This is a genomic window from Synechococcus sp. MU1611, from assembly GCF_020514255.1.
Classification (GTDB): Bacteria; Cyanobacteriota; Cyanobacteriia; order PCC-6307; family Cyanobiaceae; genus Parasynechococcus.
Genome location: NZ_VTLC01000003.1, coordinates 201,681 through 219,431, shown reverse-complemented (window position 1 = coordinate 219,431; position 17,751 = coordinate 201,681). Strand labels below are relative to the sequence as shown.

Below are 17,751 nucleotides of genomic sequence, written 5' to 3'. Positions count from 1 at the left end.
GTGCTGGGGGGTGCGTTGTTAGGCGGGAGCGCCGATGCGGGACCCGATCGGTTCCCCTGCCACGGCTCTGCCGATGTTGCCAGGTTCGAACAGGTTGAAAACAACAATCGGGATGTTGTTGTCTTTGCAGAGGGCGATGGCTGTGCTGTCCATGACGCCCAGTTCACCGCTAAGCACATCCTGATAGTTGAGGTGCTCGTGTTTAACGGCATCGGCATGTTTGGCAGGGTCTTTGTCGTAGACCCCATCCACTTTGGTGGCTTTGAACACCACATCGGCGTTGATCTCAGCAGCCCTGAGGGCGGCGGTGGTGTCGGTGGTGAAGAAAGGATTGCCGCAACCCGCGCCGAACACCACCACCCGGTTTTTTTCCAGGTGCCGGATGGCTTTACGGCGGATGTAGGGCTCCGCCACTTCCTGCATGGCGATGGCGGTCTGCACCCTGGTGGGCACGCCGGCTCTCTCCAGGCCGTCTTGGAGGGTGATGGCATTCATCACTGTGGCCAACATGCCGACATAGTCGGCTGTGGCCCGTTCCATGCCTGCTGCAGAACCCTTGAGCCCGCGGAAAATGTTGCCACCGCCCACGACAATGGCCAACTGAGTGCCATTGGCAACCACCTTGGCAACGTCGGAAGCGATGGACTGAACAATGGCGGGGTCAATTCCGTAGCCCTGAGATCCCATCAGAGCTTCGCCGCTGAGTTTCAGCAGGACGCGTGTGTAGGTCATCAACGGTCCAGATCCTTCTGACAGTAGCAAGCACTGGCACATGCCTCAGATCGCCGCTTGGATGGGTGAACCGCGGCCGCTTGATGCCAGAGACCGATGCCACCCAGAGCGGTGTGATGGCCCGTCTCACCCTCTCGGCTCTGGAACGAGCCAGTCATGATCCCGACTGCTGGCGGGAACCTGTTGTGCATCGCGCCCTGTTGGTGAGTGGACTCTCCGTGCTCATCGCGGCCACCCGTTGTCTGCAGGACGATCTCGAGGCTGCTGAAGCGGCCTGAGGCGAGCTGATCAACCCTTCAAAACTCGATGCCCGCCTGGGCCTTCACCCCCTGCTCGCGGAAGGGGTGGTGCACCAGGGTCATCTCGGTCACTAGATCGGCTCGCTCCACCAGTGCTGCCGGTGCTCCACGGCCGGTCACCGCCACGTGGGTGAGCTCCGGTCGTTCGTTCAATCCTGCAATCACTGAGTCGGCCTCGATGTAGCCGAGCTTCAGGGCCACATTCAGCTCATCAAGCAGCACCAGTTTCACGCTGGCATCGCGGAGATAGCCGAGGGCTGTCTGCCAAGCCGCCTCCACCAACTGTTGGTCCCGCTCCCGGTCCTGGGTCTCCCAGGTGAAGCCCTCCCCGAGGGCATGCCAGCTCACCTGTTCTCCGAAGCTTTTCAGCGCCCGCGCCTCGCCGGGCTCCCAGCCCCCCTTGATGAACTGAACAATTGCCACCCGTTCCCCATGGCCCAAGGTGCGCAGCACCAGCCCCAGGCCCGCGGTGGTTTTGCCCTTGCCCTGGCCGGTGAACACCAGCACCAAGCCTTTTTCCTTGTTGCGTTCCTCCACCCGTTGCTTCTGCACCTGCTGGCGCCGTTCCATCCGTTTGCGATAGCCGGCGTCATCCGCTTCGGGGGCGAGTTTGCCCCCCATGCCCAGTTCCGCGGCGGATTGGTCGAGGTCGTGATTGCTCATGGAAGGAGGGTTGTGTTGGGGTTATCGAGGGCGAGTGGCGGTGATGCGCTGCAGGGCCCGTCCCGCCAGCAGCTCCTGGGTCACTCCGCTGAACCCGAGTTGCTCCAGTTGAGCGGGGAGGTCGTCTTCCAGCATGGCGGTAGCGGTGTCGGTTTCAAACAGGGCGCAAAACAGTTGTTGGGGGAGCTTCAGCCAGGGCCCAGCCGGGTGCAGATCCACCACCACCAACCAGCCGCCGGGTTTCAGCAGCCGCAGGGCACTGCGCAGCACCTGCTCCCGATCGCTGCGGGGAAATTCGTGCAGGGCCACGCTCATCTGGATCGCGTTGAAGCTGCCATCGGCCAGCGGCGGATCTTCGGCCAGCCCCTCCACTCTCCTTAGGCCTGGGTGCCGTTGGGCAGCGAGATCCAGGGCGCGAGGAGAGATATCCAGGCCGGTCACCGCATAGCCTGCCGCCAGCCAAGGGGCTGCTGCTTCGCCGCTGCCGCAGCAGAGATCAAGCACTGCGGCTCCTGGCTTGAGCTGGGCTTGCAAGGCATCAAGCCCTAGAGCCCGCAGGCGGTCCACCCCTCCCACACTCAGGGATGACACCGCCGTTACCGCGTCGTAGATCCAGCGGTAGCGGTAGGCCAGTGGCCTTAGAAACGACGTCATCGTCTTAATTCAGTCAGGTGTGTGGTCAGGCCGGTTGACGGGCCAGGGCTGCATCCACCGCCTGCTGCTGGTCACGCCGGGTGATCCAGTGGTGATAGGTGCGGGTGTGGATCGCCACCGAGTGGCCCATCATCCTGGCGGCGACGGTGTCCGGTAGGCCGACATGGATGGTGCGCACGGCCCAGGCATGGCGCAGGTCGTAGGGCGTAATCGGCAGGTCATAGCGGCGGAACTGTTCACTCACCCGCCGTCCCACCTGCTGCAGGGTGGTGCGACGAAGATCGGTCTGGATCGCCGGCAGGGCGGCCGGGTTCTCCGCTAGCTCCCCTAGGCCGAAGCGTTCGACCCAGTCGGGGTGGAATGGCCAACTCTGATGTTCACCGGTTTTGGTGGTCGGCAGCACCCGCAACACCTGATCGCCACCCGGTGCCAGGGAGGAGTAATCGCAGAAGAACACCTCGTGGTTGCGCAGGCCGTAGGTGGCCATCAAGGCATAGGCCAGGCGCCACTGGGGATTGGGAATGCGGCCTGCGGCCTCCAGGATCTGTGGGTCGGTGGGCAGTTGGCGGAAGCGGGCCCGGTGCAGGCCATAGCCGCCGGCCTCCTGGCGCCAGTCCTCCGGTAAGGGCAGCTCCAGATGCCGGGCAAGGGCCGCCAGGGCCGTGGCGCACTGCTGGCGGCTGCGGCTGCCGTCGTCGTAGCTGGTCAACGTCTGCATCAGTAGCGCTGGCTCCAGCTGCTGATTACCGCTCTGATGGGCCAGGCGCCGCAGGTAGGGCAGATAGGCGCTTGTCCAGGTGGTGCGGCTGCTCGCTGGGGAGCGACGTCGACGCGGGTCGGTAAAAAATGCTGTTTCGAAGCTCTTGAGTGCGGCCTGAATTCCAATGGATTGGCTCTTGGCTTTGCTTGACGTTGGGGCCGACCAGAGCGTCCAATCAAAACTGCGCTGCTCCAATTGCAGTTGCACTAGGGCTGCGGTGCTGAGGGCTTGATTCAGCCCGGCTGGATCTGCCGTCAGCCCCAGACTGATCCGTTGCAAGCTGCTGCGGTTCGGATCCCCGCGTAGAGGCAGAGCCCCGCGCAGGTTCAGCCGTCGACCCCGCTGTTCGATGCGCAGTCGTGACCCCCGTTCCGCCAGCTGCGCATTGGCGGTCTCCAGCGCACTTTTGAGCTCCATAAATGTGTCGTCGACGTCAAGGATCGCGTCGATGGCCGCTACGCTCAACCCCCTAAAACCGTTCTGCTCGGTATGTCTCGCGTCGGTGTCGTCCTGTTGAACTTGGGTGGCCCGGAGCGTATCCAGGATGTTGGGCCTTTCCTCTACAACCTGTTCGCCGATCCGGAGATCATTCGGCTGCCTAGCCCGGCGCTGCAGAAGCCACTGGCCTGGTTGATCAGCACCCTGCGCAGTGGCAAGTCGCAGGAGGCCTATCGCTCCATCGGTGGCGGATCACCGCTGCGCCGGATCACAGAGCAGCAGGCCCGAGAGCTTCAGAGCATGTTGCGGCAGCGCGGTATCGATGCCACCAGCTATGTGGCCATGCGCTACTGGCACCCGTTCACGGAATCCGCTGTAGCGGACATCAAGGCAGACGGCATGGATGAGGTGGTGGTGCTCCCCCTCTATCCCCACTTCTCGATCAGCACGAGTGGCTCCAGTTTCCGTGAGCTGCAGCGGCTGCGTCAGGCAGATCCCTCCTTTGAGAAGCTGCCGATTCGCTGCATCCGCAGTTGGTTCGATCACCCGGGCTATGTGAAAGCCATGGCCGAGCTGATCGCTGAAGAAGTCCGCAATAGCGATGATCCCAGCAAAGCCCATGTGTTCTTCAGTGCTCACGGTGTGCCGAAGAGCTACGTCGAAGAGGCTGGCGACCCCTACCAAAAAGAGATCGAAGCCTGCACGGGTTTGATCATGAAGGAACTGTCCGTTCAGATGGGCCACGACAACCCCTTCACCCTGGCCTATCAAAGCCGTGTGGGCCCGGTGGAATGGCTGAAGCCCTACACGGAAGAGGCGCTTGAAGAATTAGGCGAAGCCAAGACCAATGATCTCGTGGTGGTGCCGATCAGCTTCGTTAGCGAGCACATCGAGACGCTCGAGGAAATCGATATCGAATACCGGGAGTTGGCCACTGAAGCTGGTGTGGTGAATTTCCGCCGCGTGCGGGCTCTCGATACCTATACCCCCTTCATTGAAGGTCTTGCTGATTTGGTGAGCAGCAGCCTGCAGGGTCCTGAAGTGAGTCTGGATGCGGCGGCGGAACTGCCCACCAAGGTGAAGCTGTATCCCCAGGAGAAGTGGGAATGGGGTTGGAACAACAGTTCGGAAGTCTGGAACGGCCGTCTGGCCATGGTTGGTTTTTCGGCTTTTCTGCTCGAGTTGATCAGTGGTCAAGGGCCGCTTCATGCCCTCGGATTGCTCTGATTGAGCCAGGGGCGCTTCCGGCCCTTAATCTTGAGGGTCATTGACCTGTCGCCCCTGTGACTCTCACCTCCGCGTCCTCGGCCGTCACTGGGCAGCAGGCAGGTAACGGTGGGCTGAGAATGTCCGGGGCCACAGCCCTTATGGATGCACTGCGACGTCACGGCGTCGACACGATCTTCGGCTACCCCGGCGGGGCGATTCTTCCCATTTACGACGCTCTCCATATCGCCGAGAGCGAGGGGTGGGTCAAGCACATCCTGGTGCGACATGAGCAGGCTGGAACCCATGCTGCCGATGCCTATGCCCGCGCCACCGGCAAGGTGGGCGTTTGCTTTGGCACATCCGGTCCCGGTGCCACCAACTTGGTGACTGGCATCGCCACCGCCCAGATGGACTCGGTGCCCATGGTGGTGATCACCGGTCAGGTGCCCCGTCCGGCGATCGGCACCGATGCCTTCCAGGAGACCGACATCTTTGGCATCACCCTGCCGATCGTGAAGCATTCCTGGGTGGTGCGGGATCCAGCCGATCTTGCGTCCATCGTTGCCCAGGCCTTTCTGATCGCAGCAAGTGGTCGTCCGGGTCCGGTCCTGATCGACGTCCCGAAGGATGTCGGTCAGGAGATGTTCGACTATGTGCCCGTTGAGCCTGGGTCGATTGTTCCCCAGGGCTTTCGCAAGCCGCAGCCACCGCGGGATGAGCCGATCCTGTCAGCTCTTGAGCTGATCATGGAGGCGGAGCGCCCCCTGCTGTACGTGGGGGGTGGTGCGATCTCTGCTGGTGCTCACGACAGCCTTCGCGTCATCGCAGAGCGCTTCCAGATCCCCGTAACCAGCACCTTGATGGGCAAGGGTGTCTTCGATGAGAACGACTCCTTATCCGTAGGGATGCTCGGAATGCACGGTACGGCCTACGCCAACTTCGCCGTCACCGAATGCGATCTGCTGATTGCCGTCGGCGCCCGCTTTGATGATCGGGTCACCGGCAAGCTCGATACCTTTGCCCCTCGGGCCCGGGTGATCCACTTTGAGATTGATCCGGCCGAGATCGGCAAGACCCGTCGTCCTGAGGTGGCGGTGCTGGGTGATCTGGGCCTGAGCGTGGCGCGGTTGGTGGAGCTGAGCCTGCAACAGCAGGTGCAACCACGCACCGCTCCCTGGCTTGCGCGCATTGCCGAGTGGAAACAGACCTATCCACTCACCGTTCCTCCTGCGGAGGGTCCCCTGTATCCCCAGGAGGTGCTGCTGGCTGTTCGCGACCTGGCTCCAAATGCCATCGTCACCACGGATGTGGGGCAGCACCAGATGTGGGCCGCCCAGTACCTACGCAATGGTCCCCGCGGCTGGATCAGCAGTGCTGGTCTCGGCACCATGGGTTTCGGCATGCCGGCCGCGATGGGCGCCCAGGTGGCTTGCCCCGATCGTCAAGTGGTGTGCATTGCCGGTGACGCCAGCATCCTGATGAACATTCAGGAGCTGGGAACACTGGCGGCCTACAGCCTCCCGGTGAAGGTGGTGATCGTCAACAACCATTGGCAGGGCATGGTGCGCCAATGGCAGGAGAGTTTCTACGACGAGCGCTATTCAGCCTCCGACATGCTCAATGGCATGCCGGACTTCGTTGCTCTTGCCCGCTCCTTCGGTGTGGACGGCGTGCACATCCGCGAGCGGGAGACCTTGCGCGTTGACCTGGAGGCCGCTTTGAAGGCCCCCGGCCCGATGCTGATTGATATCCACGTGCGCCGCGGTGAGAACTGTTATCCGATGGTTCCCCCCGGCAAAAGCAATGCTGAAATGGTGGGCCTCCCGGCCCCTATGCCGGTTCTCAATGCCACGACCCCTTGATTCGACTTGTCTTAACCGGATTGCTGCTGCTGCTTTGGGCAGTTCCGGTTCAGGCCGCTGAGGTGCTTCAGGTGCGCAGCAGCTCCCTGCTTCAGGTCGGCGATCACAACCGCACCTACACCGTTTCCCTGGCCTGTACATCCGTTGATGTGAGCCACGAAGCCGAAGCGACCGCCTGGTTGCGTAAAGAACTGCCGCGCCGGCGCAGGGTCAATCTCCGACCGGTCGGTTCCAGCGAGGGTCAGCTCATGGCTCGGGTGACGCCAATCGGTGCTGAACGTGACCTCAGCAGTGGCTTGATTGCCGCCGGTTTGGCTGTCAACAGCTGTGGGGTCGATGGCTGATAACAGAGTCGCCCGAGGCATTGTGCTGGTGCCTTGCCTTCTGTTGGGCGGTGCTTTTCTGGCAACGGCCGTGTGGGGTCAGGGAGCCGCCGCCGAAAATCGCCCCCTGGCCATCGGACTCGGTGTTGGCTTGCTTTTGGCCGGTTGGTTGTCCCAGTTGGGAGGCGGGTCTGAGACCTCTGTGACAAAACCAGACGAGTCTGATCCCTCTCCCTAACTTGCGGGAATCGGGTTGCTTCCCTCCGATTCCATGTCGAAGCCTGAGTGGCGATGCTGGCCTTGGCTGTCATGGTCTGTTGTTGCGGCGACGTTGATTGGCTGCCAATCCATGGTCGCCAGTGGCTTCAGTCGCCCACGGCTGGCGGTGCTGCTGCCGATGGGCCATCGCGATGCTGCATTGCGGCAGGACTTCTTGCAGGGCTTTCGTCTCGGCCAGTCTTCGGTGGAGGCCTGTGGTGAGTCTTTCCCCCCGGTGGCGTGGCATGGGCTGAACTCCGGCGAGGCGCCTGAGGCGCAGTTGATGCCATCCAGCGAACTCAAGCTGCTGGTGGCACCCCCGTCTGCGGATTTGCGGACCTTTGCTGCTTTGGCGGTTGAGCGGGATCTCACCGTGCTGTTGCCCTTTCAGCGGGGGCAGTCTCTGGACACCTTGCGTGGCCTCGAAGGCCGTGAACGGCTCTGGCCGCTGGTTCCCTCCCAACAGGAGGATCTGAAAGCGATGGTGGCGGCGGCGATGGAGGCCGGTTGGGGACGGGCCATGGTGGTGGAGGCCCCGTCAGCCCTGGAGTCCACAAGCTCCAAGGGTTTTGTTGAACTGTTCCAGGCCGCTGGCGGCATTGTTGAGAGCTACGAAGCCGAGCCGGTTCAGCGGGTGGATCCCAGCAACGACCGGCGTCTGCAACGGTTCAAGGACGACATGGCCTGGTCGTGGGTGCCCACTGTTGTGGTTGCTGATGCCCCCGATGGCCCTCTCTCGCAACAGCTGCGGGCTGAGCAGCAGCAGGGACGCTTCGGCGGTGGGGCACCGCGAACGCCGAACTGGATTTGGCTCACTGAGGCTGAAGGTCTGCAGGATGCTCCCGAGGTTCCTTGGAAACAGCTTGGCCTGCGGCACCCAGCTCGTGGGGACGCCTGGTCTGACTTCCAAGAGAACTTCCAGCAGCACACCGGCACGGCTCCCTCTCTGCTCGCCGGTGCCGGCTTCGATACGGCGAGGCTGTTGGCTCTGGCGGATGCAGCACCGCTGCAGCTGTCCGATGATGGAACCAACGATGCCATGGGTTGGCTCGATCCCGATCAGGAGGCAGTCCCGATTTGCGAGGCCTTCGATCAGCGGCGCCGCGGTGAGCGCCTGCGTCTTCAGGCCGTTGCCAGTGATTCCCGATTTCGTGCCGGCCAGGCTCCGTCAGGTCAGGCCATTGCCGGTCTGATCGAATGAGGTCTGGGGATACGACCTCGAGATGCTGCGCCTGAGTGAGTTGAAGCTGCCCCTGGATCATGGGGAGGAGGCCCTGCGGGAGGCGGTGCTCAAGCGCCTGCGGATTCCGCCGGATCAACTCCTAGGCCAGACCCTGGTGAAGCGCAGTGTGGATGCGCGTCGCCGCGATCGGATTCAGCTGATTTACAGCGTGGATGTGCAGGTGAAGGGTGAAGCTGCCTTGTTGCGGCGCATCGGCAACAAAGGACGGGTTCGTCTTGCGCCGGATACCCGCTATCGGTCTGTCGGCAATGCCCCTGATGGCTTCCCGTTGGATCCGGTCGATCGGCCGGTGGTGGTGGGAGCAGGCCCCTGCGGCTATTTTGCTGCCCTGCTTTTGGCGCAGATGGGTTTCCGGCCGCTGTTGCTGGAGCGGGGGCAGTCGGTGAAGCAGCGCACCCTGCAGACCTTCGGCTTCTGGCGAGGAACCAGCCCCTTCAACCCGGAATCCAACGCCCAATTCGGTGAGGGAGGCGCGGGCACCTTCTCGGACGGCAAGCTCTACAGCCAGGTGAGCGATCCTGAGCACTACGGGCGCAAGGTGCTGGAGGAGCTGGTGGCCTGTGGCGCCAGCGAGGAGATCTTGACGCTGCATCGGCCCCATATCGGCACGTTCAAGCTCGCCACCGTGGTGCGCGGTCTACGGGCTCGCATTGAAGCCCTGGGAGGCGAGGTGCGGTTCGACAGTCGCGTGACACGTCTCCAGCTCAGGGCCAGCGTCACTGACAAGCCGCATCAACTTGAAGGATTGGTGCTGGCGGATGGCACGGAGATCCCCTGCCGCCATCTGGTGCTGGCTCCCGGTCATTCGGCGCGGGACTGCTTCGAAATGCTGGAAGAGATCGGCGTGCAACTGCAGCGCAAACCGTTTTCGGTTGGCGTGCGGATTGAGCATCCGCAGCACTTGATCGATGCAGCCCGATGGGGGGAGGCGGCCGGTCATCCTCGCCTCGGGGCTGCCGAGTACAAGTTGGTCCACCATGCTGAGAACGGACGCTGCGTTTACAGCTTCTGCATGTGTCCCGGTGGATTTGTGGTGGGTGCGACCTCGGAAGAGGGAAGGGTAGTGACCAACGGCATGAGCCAGCATTCCCGAAACGAGCGCAACTCCAACAGTGGTTTGGTCGTGGCCTTGGAAGCAGACGACCTTGCACCGTTTGAACGTTTCCCCGGGGATCCGTTGGCGGGGATTGCCCTTCAACGTGAGCTCGAAGAGCGTGCCTTTCGACTGGGGGGCAGAAGCTATGCCGCCCCGGCGCAGCGGCTGGAGGATTTCCTCGCTGACCGTCCGTCAACCCGTCTTGGCGCTATCCCAGCGTCCTATCAACCGGGTGTGCACCCGGCCGACCTGAACGATCTGCTGCCGGTTCCCATCGTTGAGGCCTTGCGGGAAGCGTTGCCGGCCTTTGCCCGCAAGCTGAAGGGCTACGACCACCCCGATGCCGTACTGACGGGCGTCGAAACCCGCACGTCATCGCCGGTGCGGATTCCCAGGGATGAGACGTTGGAATCGCTCGATGTGAGGGGGCTGGTGCCGGCGGGTGAAGGGGCGGGGTACGCCGGCGGCATCCTGTCGGCCGGAATCGATGGCATCCGGGCCGCTGAAGCGGTGGCTCGACAGCTGTTGATGGACAAAGTTGAGAGCTGCTAACGGCAACGAAGTTTCATTCAGATCTCTCAGCTTTTGCATTCATCCGAGGAAGATACTGAGCTTGATACTTGCTGATATAGAAAAACCCGTTGTTGCCAACGGGTAGGAGTTTGTTTCTTGATTCGCCAAATAAAAATTTTAAATCTACCAGGAAAAGGGTGTTGATGAGTGGTGAACTGTTATGCGTAGATTTCCTTCATCGTCTCGAACATAAGAAAAGGTTTTGTCGACTTTAGAAGTTGTTCCGTCTGCAGCTTCAAAATGCACCCAGCCCATCGAATTAGCTGTATTCCCAAATACTTGGATGGCAAAAATTTCCGGTGTGCACTTGACCCAAGGGCTCCTATTGCTCAAGTTAGGGTAATTCCCATCACCGGGAGATCCAATGCCAAATCCAGGGTCGTTGTAATTTGGATCGTCACCGATGAAATATGACAAAGCACCGTCTTTTGTTGTGCGGAAGGTCTTTTTTCCATAAGCCCAAGTGGGTTTAAAAGCGACTGGTCCAAATTGATACGCATAGGCCGCATCAATGATGTCGCTAGACAGCGGCTTGGATTTAGCGAGACCCCCTTCAGCGTGTGCTGTGCTGATGGCAACGAGAGCGCCACACCATGTGTCTTGTGCAGCTTTTACTTCGCCGACTCTGATGGTTTCCGACATTACTGATGGTTGTGCATCAGCGGCGCCGGCACAGGCGATCAGGGGGGCGAGGGAGACTGCACTCGCCAAACCCAGGCGAAGGATCGATTGGAACATCGTGAAAGCTGAAATGCTTTCTTCAAATTGGCTCGTAGTTGGAAATTCGTCAGCCTTAGCCCTTTAGCCGTGATTGGCGTTGCTCAAGTTGGGGCTTGCGCCACGATTCCGCTCCATTGCACGGCTTTCACCTGATCCCGTCGCCAGGAATGGAACAGCTCGGGTTCACTGAAGGTGCAGAGCGGGCAGTGGGCGATCCGTTCGCCGGCGATTCCTGCGCTCTGGAGTTGCACCCTGGCAGCGGCGCGGATGTCCAAGCGATGCCGCCCCGGCTGCTCATCCGGCAGGAGGGCTTCGCTCTCATGGAGATCAGCATCCCCTGGAATCGCGGCAGTGATGGCCTCCACCACATCTTCACCCACCTGATAGCGCTTGCCGCTCACGGCAGGGCCTAGGGCAATGACCAGATCCTCTCGACGGGCTCCCAGCTCCAACAGCTGATCGAGGGCCGTCATCAGGATTCCAGCGGCCACCCCACGCCAGCCGGCATGACAGGCAGCGGCATGCCCGGTGCCGGGATCGGCAATCAGAACTGGCGTGCAGTCCGCACCGCACACCCAGAGGCTCTGGCCTCCGCGATCACTCACCAGGCCGTCGGCCTCGGGCCAGGGATCCTGACGAGCTTCGCTGGCCTTCAGAACGATTCCGCTATGGACCTGCTGGGGACGATGGACGCTGATGCCCGCGCTGATGTAGCCCGCCAGTTGGTCGGGCCCGCGGCCCTGCCAGAGCCGTGTGAAGAAGCCGTGCTCAAAGCCGTGCTCGTGAAGCAGATCGCTCTGGAGGTAGTAGCCCCCGTAACAACCGATCCAGGTCCAGTTCTTCAACGTGTTGAAGCGGCTATCTGGTCGATCAAAAGGCCCGTCGTGCATCAGCCTTGCGATCAGGCCATCGGGATGTCCCGCAGCATCCAGAAGCCGCCAAAGGTCTGCTCCTCGGGGCTGGCCTGGATGGCGATGAATTGCAGGCCGCGCACCTGCTGTTGCGAGGTCATCAGGGCTTCGGCGATTTCAGTGGCAACACCCGATTCGAGGTCACTCACCAGCCAGCGGTCGTCCTGACCGGCTTCCAGCACCAGCTGCCGGTCTTCAACGACCATGCGCACTGGTTCGAGACCCCCCAACCAACCCGCCATGGCGAGGGAGCGACTTTGGCTGAACAGGCGTAAACCAGGCACGGAAGCATCGGGATCGATGCCATCGGGCACCGGCAGAAGCCCGCTGAAACTCATTGGCCATTCCGATGCCTCCAGCAGCAGGCTCGCCGGCAAGGCGGCCCAGCTCCAGGCATCCCCTTGAACCTCTTCCGGCAGGGGTACCGGTGGCGTCGTAACGGGGGCCGGCGGGGGGGCGAGTGGTCCTGCCATGAACCCCTCATCCTGTGGGTACACCTCCCTTTCGCGCTGCTGGAGCCAATCGAGCAGGGCGAAGGTGCGGCGACTTGGAATCACTTCCAGATCTTGTTCGGTGGCGGCCCGTTGCACCATCGTTCGCATTGAACTGCGCCAGCAACGCAGGCGCACGGGGGATCCCCAGCCCCCACTGGCGGATGCCTCCTTGGCTTCCGCTAGGGCTTGGCTTAACCACAGTGAATTCACCTCACCGGAGGGACAAACCTTGGCGAAGCGAAACGGTGGTGCGTCGCTGCTCACAGCAGGGGTGGAGGTGATCAGAAGTTCCCAGCGCTTTCGGCCATCGGCCTCCAGGATCGGTCGGGAATAGAAGTCAAGTTCCCAGTCCTCAGCGGCTGTCAGGGCAGCAGTGCTCATCCGGCGGATTGCTCCTGCTGCTTCAAAACGCTTTGTGCCCGGCTGGCGCGATCGGCTGCTTCAGCCATCACTTTGTCTTTTTCGATAAGTAGCTCTCCGGGGGGGCCTTCCAGCAGTGCTGTGTTGAGGCCGATGCGTCCCCGTCCCGGGTCCAGTTCTGTGATCAGGGCCGACACCCGATCACCCTGATCGAAGACCTCACGGATCGAACGCAGGCTGCCATTGGTGATCGCCGATTGATGCAACAGACCGCTGATGCCTCCGAGATCAATGAACAGGCCATAGGGCTTGACCGCTGCAACCTGCCCTTCCACCAGTTGCCCCACTTCCAAATCCTGGAACCGTTCAGCAACGGCAGCACGTTTCTCGGATAGCACCAGCTTGCGTGTCTCGGAATTGACCTCGATGAAGGCCACTCCCATGGTCTTGCCCACCAGCTCTTGATGGTTTTCACCGTCCTGGAGTTGTGAGCGGGGGATAAAGCCGCGCAGTCCTTCGAGATCGCAGGTGACACCGCCGCGGTTGAAGCCATTCACAATGACCTGAACGACTTTCCCCTGCTTCTCCATCTCCTTCACCCGGTCCCAGCTCTTGCGCAGCTCCAGGGCGCGGCAGCTGATCGTGACCATCCCATCAGCATTCTGCTCACGGGTCACCAGAACCTCGACTTCCAGGCCTTTCGGGAAGCGTTCCCGGAAGTTGGTCACAACGCCAAGGCCTGCCTCGCTCTTGGGCATGTAGCCAGGAGCTTTACCGCCGATATCGACATACACGCCATCGTTTTCGATACCGATCACCGTGCCCTTGATCACCTCCCCTGTCGTGCCCACAGGAGCGTTCTCGTCCAGAGCGGCGAGGAAGGCTTCTTCATCGAAATCGAAATCATCAACGCTGCGCGGTTGATTGCGCTGCTCCTTCTTGGGTTGCTGATCAGGCGCACCCATCAAGTCGGCCATGGTCATGCCTTCCATGGCACCCATGTCGAACCGGGCGTCATCGTTCGTGCTGGGAGACGTTCTTCCGTCTTGTTGGGCCGGCTTTGGCGGCATGGCTATACCAGCCCGCTCCTCCAGGATTCGTGCTTTTTCAGCCGCTGCTTCGGCTGCCGCGCGCGCTTCTGCTGCCTCCCGTGCGAGCTGTTCCTGCTCTTCACGGCGATTAATCTGCATGACCTGCAGCGGTTTGGTCGCTGCCGGCTTTGGTGCCTTGGGGCGGTTGGGCTGCGGACTGCCGGCTGCGGGCATGGACCATGGGGGTCATCGATCGACCATTTTGACAGGCTGGGCTGGGATCAGCATCCCCATGCCTGTGCAACTCCATGGACCAGCTCCAAAAGCGATTTGATCAGCTGACATGGCCCGAGGCCAGAAATGCTGCCACCAGGCCTGGTGCCACGGTGATCTGGCCATTCGGAGCCTGTGAGCAACACGGACCTCACCTGCCGCTGTCGACGGATGCAGTGTTCGCTGAAAGCATCCTTGATTCGGTTCTGCTCGGGCTTGATCCAGCTCTGCCGCTTTGGCGGCTGCCTTGTCAGGCCCTTGGCTTTTCCCCCGAGCACAAGAATTTCTCTGGCACTCTCAGCCTTTCGGCTCCTCTCATTCTGGAATTGGTCGACCAGGTGGGCATGCAATTGGCGGCGATGGGGATGCAACGCCTCGTTCTGTTCAATGCCCACGGCGGCCAAATCGGCTTGTTGCAGGTTGCGGCCCGACAGCTGCGGGCCCGCTGCCCGTCGCTGGCTGTTCTTCCCTGTTTCCTTTGGAGTGGTGTGGAAGGGTTGGCTGATCTGATGCCAGAAGAGGAGTTGCTCCATGGTCTGCATGCCGGGCAAGCCGAAACCAGCTTGATGTTGCAGCTCGAGCCAGACCTGGTCGGTTCAGACCGTCCTGTGGATGGACTTGTATCGTCTGGCTCCTCTCAGGAACCGCCGGAAGGGTGGAGCCTCGAAGGAGCGGCACCCTGCGCTTGGCTCACCGACGATCTCAGCGTGTCGGGAGTGATCGGGGATGCGCGTCCGGCATCGGTAGATCTGGGCCGCCGCTTGGAGGAACGTCTGATTCGCCATTGGCAGGCGCGTTTTCAGACCCTTATGGCAAGTGACTGGCCCCCCTCCCAAAGCCTGCTCACCAACCCGTCAAATGGCGCCCCCAAGTCCTGAACTTTGGACGCATGTGTCCCCAACTCTTGGGGCACTGGTTATTGTCGGTCCCACTGAAGCGGTAGCAAGCGTCCTATGACGACCCTCAACGCACCTGAAGCACCTGTGCTGGAGGGCCAAGACGCACTGCCCGATTTCACAACTGCTGCCTACAAGGACGCCTACAGCCGGATCAACGCCATCGTGATCGAGGGCGAGCAGGAAGCTCACGACAACTACATCTCTCTCGGGACGCTGATCCCCGAACAGGCTGAGGAGCTCAAGCGTCTGGCACGGATGGAAATGAAGCACATGAAGGGCTTCACCTCCTGCGGCCGGAACCTGGGCGTTGAAGCTGACCTGCCTTTTGCCAAGAAGTTCTTCGAACCGCTTCACGGCAACTTCCAGGCTGCGCTCAAGGAAGGCAAGGTGGTTACTTGCCTGTTGATCCAGGCTCTGTTGATCGAAGCGTTTGCCATTTCGGCATATCACATCTATATCCCCGTTGCTGATCCCTTCGCTCGCAAGATCACAGAGGGTGTCGTCAAAGATGAGTACACCCATCTGAACTATGGCCAGGAATGGCTGAAGGCCAACTTCGAAACCAGCAAGGATGAGCTGTTCGAAGCAAACAAGGCCAACCTTCCCCTAATTCGCTCGATGCTGGAAGACGTGGCTGCTGACGCTGCCGTCCTTCATATGGAAAAGGAAGACCTGATCGAAGACTTCCTGATTGCCTACCAAGAAGCTTTGGGTGAAATCGGTTTCACCTCCCGTGACATCGCCCGGATGGCGGCGGCAGCTCTGGCCGTTTAAGCCAGTTCAGGACCCAATTGACGCCGGTTTTTCGACAGGCACGTTGCCGTCGATACCGGTTGGCGTGGGAGCATGGTCCCTTGAGGTGTTCTTTGAGACGTCAGCAGTAGTACATGTTTGGTCTGATCGGACATTCAACGAGTTTTGAGGCCGCTCGCCGCAAGGCAATGGAACTCGGGTTCGATCACATCTCGGATGGTGATCTTGATGTGTGGTGCAGCGCACCTCCGCAGCTTGTGGAGCACGTTGAAGTCACCAGTCCAACGGGCACGATCATCGAGGGTGCCTACATCGATTCCTGCTTTGTGCCCGAGATGTTGAGCCGTTTCAAGACGGCTCGCCGTAAGGTGCTCAACGCGATGGAACTTGCCCAGAAGAAGGGCATCAACATCACCGCCCTGGGCGGTTTTACCTCGATCATTTTCGAGAACTTCAATCTCCTGCAGCACCAGACGGTGCGCAGCACCACCCTGGATTGGCAGCGGTTCACCACCGGGAACACTCACACGGCATGGGTGATCTGCCGCCAGGTGGAGAACAACGCGCCAACTCTTGGTATCGACCTAAGTAAGGCCAAGGTCGCCGTTGTTGGAGCAACCGGTGACATCGGTTCCGCCGTTTGCCGTTGGCTGCAGGCGCGAACCGGCGTCGAAGAACTGTTACTAGTGGCGCGACAGCAGCAACCGTTGCTGGACCTGCAACAGGAGCTCGGCGGTGGAAGGATCCTGACGCTCGATGAGGCTCTGCCGGAGGCGGATGTGGTCGTCTGGGTGGCAAGCATGCCCAAGACGCTTGAGATCGACCACAACAGCCTGAAGAAGCCTTGTTTGATGATTGATGGGGGCTACCCCAAGAATCTGGATACCAAGGTCGCTGGTGGCGGGATTCACGTCTTGAAGGGTGGAATCGTTGAGTTCTGCCGCGACATCGGTTGGTCGATGATGGCCATCGCCGAGATGGAGAAACCTCAGCGCCAGATGTTTGCTTGTTTCGCAGAGGCCATGCTGCTCGAGTTCGAGCGCTGTCACACCAACTTCAGCTGGGGGCGCAACAACATCACCCTCGAGAAGATGGATTTCATCGGTGCGGCATCGGTCCGCCATGGGTTCAGCACTCTGAACCTCCATCCCAACCTGCAGGCCACTGCCGCCTGATCCCCGGAGAGCCATGCCCCGTCGCCCCCTGCTTGAGTTCGAAAAACCGCTTGTTGAGCTGGAGCAGCAGATTGAGCAAATCCGCCAGTTGGCCAGGGATTCGGAAGTTGACGTGTCGCAGCAGCTGCAGCAGCTGGAGACCCTCGCAGCCCGTCGGCGTCAGGAGATCTTTCAGGGTCTGACTCCCGCCCAGAAGATTCAGGTCGCCCGCCACCCGCATCGTCCGAGCACGCTGGATTTCATTCAGATGTTCTGTGACGACTGGGTCGAACTGCATGGAGACCGTCGTGGCAATGACGATCAGGCGTTGATTGGCGGCGTCGGTAGGGTTGGTGATCGACCGATCATGTTGATCGGCCATCAGAAAGGACGCGACACCAAGGAAAACGTCGCACGCAATTTCGGGATGGCCGCTCCGGGTGGCTACCGCAAAGCGATGCGGTTGATGGACCACGCCGATCGCTTTCGCTTGCCGATCCTCACTTTTATCGATACTCCTGGCGCCTATGCCGGACTCGAAGCGGAGGAGCAGGGCCAGGGTGAAGCAATCGCAGTCAACCTGCGTGAAATGTTCCGCTTACGCGTTCCGGTGATCGCCACTGTGATCGGCGAAGGCGGTTCCGGGGGTGCGTTGGGGATCGGGGTTGCGGACCGATTGCTGATGTTCGAGCACAGCGTTTACACCGTTGCCAGCCCTGAAGCCTGCGCCTCCATTCTCTGGCGTGATGCAGCGAAGGCGCCTGATGCCGCGGCGGCTTTGCGAATCACCGGCCGCGATTTATTGGAGCTGGGGGTGGTGGATGAGGTGCTCGAGGAGCCATCCGGTGGCAACAACTGGGCACCGTTGGACGCCGGCGAAATTCTGCGGGCGGCGATTGACCGGCATCTCGATGAATTGTTGAGCCTGTCGGAACAGGAGCTCCGCGATGCCAGGTACTCCAAATTCAGGGCGATGGGGCGCTTTCTCGAAAAAACGTCACAGGATGTCGAGAAAGCGGCTTAAAGTATCGCGGTTTGCTAACGGT

19 protein-coding genes are annotated in these 17,751 nt (G+C 61.0%); 11 read left to right on the top strand and 8 right to left on the bottom strand.

The genetic code is table 11. The annotated features are described in order from the left end of the window. Nucleotides 1-18: 18 nt before the first annotated feature. Nucleotides 19-732, bottom strand: coding sequence for a UMP kinase (gene pyrH, locus FZZ92_RS07910; protein WP_115023942.1), 714 nt, complete (start codon nt 730-732; stop codon nt 19-21). Between the two features lie 83 nt (nt 733-815). Between pyrH and FZZ92_RS07905 the strand changes: the two genes are divergently transcribed. Then, nucleotides 816-1,010: a hypothetical protein gene (locus FZZ92_RS07905; RefSeq protein ID WP_115023940.1), complete on the top strand. Its 195-nt coding sequence runs from the start codon at nt 816-818 to the stop codon at nt 1,008-1,010. 18 nt (nt 1,011-1,028) lie between these two features. Here FZZ92_RS07905 and cobO read toward each other — a convergent pair whose 3' ends face one another. The 3 genes from cobO to FZZ92_RS07890 are packed head-to-tail and all read right to left on the bottom strand — an operon-like array spanning nt 1,029 to nt 3,525. Then, the gene (gene cobO, locus FZZ92_RS07900; RefSeq protein WP_115023938.1) at nt 1,029-1,694 is read right to left on the bottom strand and encodes a cob(I)yrinic acid a,c-diamide adenosyltransferase; all 666 of its coding nucleotides are present in this window, start codon (nt 1,692-1,694) and stop codon (nt 1,029-1,031) included. A gap of 21 nt (nt 1,695-1,715) precedes the next feature. Next, entirely contained in the window at nt 1,716-2,348 is a 633-nt protein-coding gene (locus FZZ92_RS07895; RefSeq protein WP_226422965.1) for a class I SAM-dependent methyltransferase, read from the bottom strand. Nucleotides 2,349-2,373: 25 nt separating this feature from the next. Then, on the bottom strand, nt 2,374-3,525 hold the full coding sequence (locus FZZ92_RS07890; RefSeq protein ID WP_226423015.1) for a site-specific integrase: 1,152 nt from the start codon (nt 3,523-3,525) through the stop codon (nt 2,374-2,376). 72 nt (nt 3,526-3,597) lie between these two features. On the opposite strand from FZZ92_RS07890, the gene hemH reads away from it, so the two are divergent. The 6 genes from hemH to FZZ92_RS07860 are packed head-to-tail and all read left to right on the top strand — an operon-like array spanning nt 3,598 to nt 10,089. After that, a complete protein-coding gene (hemH, locus tag FZZ92_RS07885; protein WP_226398801.1) occupies nt 3,598-4,773 on the top strand; it encodes a ferrochelatase in 1,176 nt (391 codons plus the stop codon). A 56-nt stretch (nt 4,774-4,829) separates the two neighbouring features. Continuing rightward, a complete protein-coding gene (gene ilvB, locus FZZ92_RS07880) occupies nt 4,830-6,617 on the top strand; it encodes a biosynthetic-type acetolactate synthase large subunit (RefSeq protein WP_226422964.1) in 1,788 nt (595 codons plus the stop codon). Further along, complete coding sequence (locus tag FZZ92_RS07875) at nt 6,614-6,961, top strand: nuclease (RefSeq protein WP_166016885.1); 348 nt, start codon at nt 6,614-6,616, stop codon at nt 6,959-6,961. Before ilvB ends, FZZ92_RS07875 begins: the two co-directional genes overlap by 4 nt. Continuing rightward, nucleotides 6,954-7,178, top strand: coding sequence for a GIVxVP protein (locus FZZ92_RS07870; RefSeq protein ID WP_115095142.1), 225 nt, complete (start codon nt 6,954-6,956; stop codon nt 7,176-7,178). The genes FZZ92_RS07875 and FZZ92_RS07870 overlap by 8 nt, the downstream gene beginning before the upstream one ends. A gap of 33 nt (nt 7,179-7,211) precedes the next feature. After that, nucleotides 7,212-8,399 carry an amino acid ABC transporter substrate-binding protein gene (locus FZZ92_RS07865; protein WP_226422963.1) on the top strand — a complete coding sequence of 396 codons (1,188 nt, stop codon included), beginning with the start codon at nt 7,212-7,214 and terminating at the stop codon, nt 8,397-8,399. A gap of 22 nt (nt 8,400-8,421) precedes the next feature. Further along, nucleotides 8,422-10,089 (top strand): NAD(P)/FAD-dependent oxidoreductase, encoded by a 1,668-nt coding sequence (locus tag FZZ92_RS07860; protein WP_226422962.1) that lies wholly within the window; start codon nt 8,422-8,424, stop codon nt 10,087-10,089. Nucleotides 10,090-10,233: 144 nt separating this feature from the next. On the opposite strand, the gene FZZ92_RS07855 is transcribed toward FZZ92_RS07860, so the two are convergent. The 4 genes from FZZ92_RS07855 to FZZ92_RS07840 all read right to left on the bottom strand — a co-directional run bounded on the left by FZZ92_RS07855 (nt 10,234) and on the right by FZZ92_RS07840 (nt 13,860). Further along, a complete protein-coding gene (locus tag FZZ92_RS07855; RefSeq protein WP_226422961.1) occupies nt 10,234-10,848 on the bottom strand; it encodes a hypothetical protein in 615 nt (204 codons plus the stop codon). A gap of 83 nt (nt 10,849-10,931) precedes the next feature. Further along, nucleotides 10,932-11,720, bottom strand: a complete 789-nt coding sequence (pgeF, locus tag FZZ92_RS07850; RefSeq protein ID WP_226422960.1) for a peptidoglycan editing factor PgeF — start codon at nt 11,718-11,720, stop codon at nt 10,932-10,934. Between the two features lie 11 nt (nt 11,721-11,731). Beyond that, nucleotides 11,732-12,616, bottom strand: coding sequence for a Tab2/Atab2 family RNA-binding protein (locus FZZ92_RS07845; protein WP_226422959.1), 885 nt, complete (start codon nt 12,614-12,616; stop codon nt 11,732-11,734). Then, nucleotides 12,613-13,860, bottom strand: coding sequence for a S1 RNA-binding domain-containing protein (locus tag FZZ92_RS07840; protein ID WP_226422958.1), 1,248 nt, complete (start codon nt 13,858-13,860; stop codon nt 12,613-12,615). The genes FZZ92_RS07845 and FZZ92_RS07840 overlap by 4 nt, the downstream gene beginning before the upstream one ends. Nucleotides 13,861-13,934: 74 nt before the next feature. On the opposite strand from FZZ92_RS07840, the gene FZZ92_RS07835 reads away from it, so the two are divergent. From FZZ92_RS07835 to FZZ92_RS07820, 4 genes are all read left to right on the top strand, one after another. Further along, nucleotides 13,935-14,777 carry a creatininase family protein gene (locus FZZ92_RS07835; protein ID WP_226422957.1) on the top strand — a complete coding sequence of 281 codons (843 nt, stop codon included), beginning with the start codon at nt 13,935-13,937 and terminating at the stop codon, nt 14,775-14,777. Nucleotides 14,778-14,852: 75 nt separating this feature from the next. Then, nucleotides 14,853-15,572, top strand: a complete 720-nt coding sequence (locus FZZ92_RS07830; protein WP_226422956.1) for an aldehyde oxygenase (deformylating) — start codon at nt 14,853-14,855, stop codon at nt 15,570-15,572. A gap of 113 nt (nt 15,573-15,685) precedes the next feature. After that, nucleotides 15,686-16,726, top strand: coding sequence for a long-chain acyl-[acyl-carrier-protein] reductase (locus tag FZZ92_RS07825; protein ID WP_226422955.1), 1,041 nt, complete (start codon nt 15,686-15,688; stop codon nt 16,724-16,726). 13 nt (nt 16,727-16,739) lie between these two features. Continuing rightward, a complete protein-coding gene (locus tag FZZ92_RS07820) occupies nt 16,740-17,729 on the top strand; it encodes an acetyl-CoA carboxylase carboxyltransferase subunit alpha (RefSeq protein WP_226422954.1) in 990 nt (329 codons plus the stop codon). The last annotated feature ends 22 nt before the right edge of the window (nt 17,730-17,751 follow it).

What these genes read in the sequence shown, in the direction of transcription:
- pyrH (WP_115023942.1), bottom strand. Translation starts at nt 732, where the DNA reads ATGACCTACACACGCGTCCTGCTGAAACTCAGCGGCGAAGCTCTGATG.
- FZZ92_RS07905 (WP_115023940.1), top strand. Translation starts at nt 816, where the DNA reads ATGCCAGAGACCGATGCCACCCAGAGCGGTGTGATGGCCCGTCTCACC.
- cobO (WP_115023938.1), bottom strand. Translation starts at nt 1,694, where the DNA reads ATGAGCAATCACGACCTCGACCAATCCGCCGCGGAACTGGGCATGGGG.
- FZZ92_RS07895 (WP_226422965.1), bottom strand. Translation starts at nt 2,348, where the DNA reads ATGACGTCGTTTCTAAGGCCACTGGCCTACCGCTACCGCTGGATCTAC.
- FZZ92_RS07890 (WP_226423015.1), bottom strand. Translation starts at nt 3,525, where the DNA reads ATGGAGCTCAAAAGTGCGCTGGAGACCGCCAATGCGCAGCTGGCGGAA.
- hemH (WP_226398801.1), top strand. Translation starts at nt 3,598, where the DNA reads ATGTCTCGCGTCGGTGTCGTCCTGTTGAACTTGGGTGGCCCGGAGCGT.
- FZZ92_RS07870 (WP_115095142.1), top strand. Translation starts at nt 6,954, where the DNA reads ATGGCTGATAACAGAGTCGCCCGAGGCATTGTGCTGGTGCCTTGCCTT.
- FZZ92_RS07865 (WP_226422963.1), top strand. Translation starts at nt 7,212, where the DNA reads ATGTCGAAGCCTGAGTGGCGATGCTGGCCTTGGCTGTCATGGTCTGTT.
- FZZ92_RS07860 (WP_226422962.1), top strand. Translation starts at nt 8,422, where the DNA reads ATGCTGCGCCTGAGTGAGTTGAAGCTGCCCCTGGATCATGGGGAGGAG.
- FZZ92_RS07855 (WP_226422961.1), bottom strand. Translation starts at nt 10,848, where the DNA reads ATGTTCCAATCGATCCTTCGCCTGGGTTTGGCGAGTGCAGTCTCCCTC.
- pgeF (WP_226422960.1), bottom strand. Translation starts at nt 11,720, where the DNA reads ATGCACGACGGGCCTTTTGATCGACCAGATAGCCGCTTCAACACGTTG.
- FZZ92_RS07845 (WP_226422959.1), bottom strand. Translation starts at nt 12,616, where the DNA reads ATGAGCACTGCTGCCCTGACAGCCGCTGAGGACTGGGAACTTGACTTC.
- FZZ92_RS07840 (WP_226422958.1), bottom strand. Translation starts at nt 13,860, where the DNA reads ATGCCCGCAGCCGGCAGTCCGCAGCCCAACCGCCCCAAGGCACCAAAG.
- FZZ92_RS07835 (WP_226422957.1), top strand. Translation starts at nt 13,935, where the DNA reads ATGGACCAGCTCCAAAAGCGATTTGATCAGCTGACATGGCCCGAGGCC.
- FZZ92_RS07830 (WP_226422956.1), top strand. Translation starts at nt 14,853, where the DNA reads ATGACGACCCTCAACGCACCTGAAGCACCTGTGCTGGAGGGCCAAGAC.
- FZZ92_RS07825 (WP_226422955.1), top strand. Translation starts at nt 15,686, where the DNA reads ATGTTTGGTCTGATCGGACATTCAACGAGTTTTGAGGCCGCTCGCCGC.
- FZZ92_RS07820 (WP_226422954.1), top strand. Translation starts at nt 16,740, where the DNA reads ATGCCCCGTCGCCCCCTGCTTGAGTTCGAAAAACCGCTTGTTGAGCTG.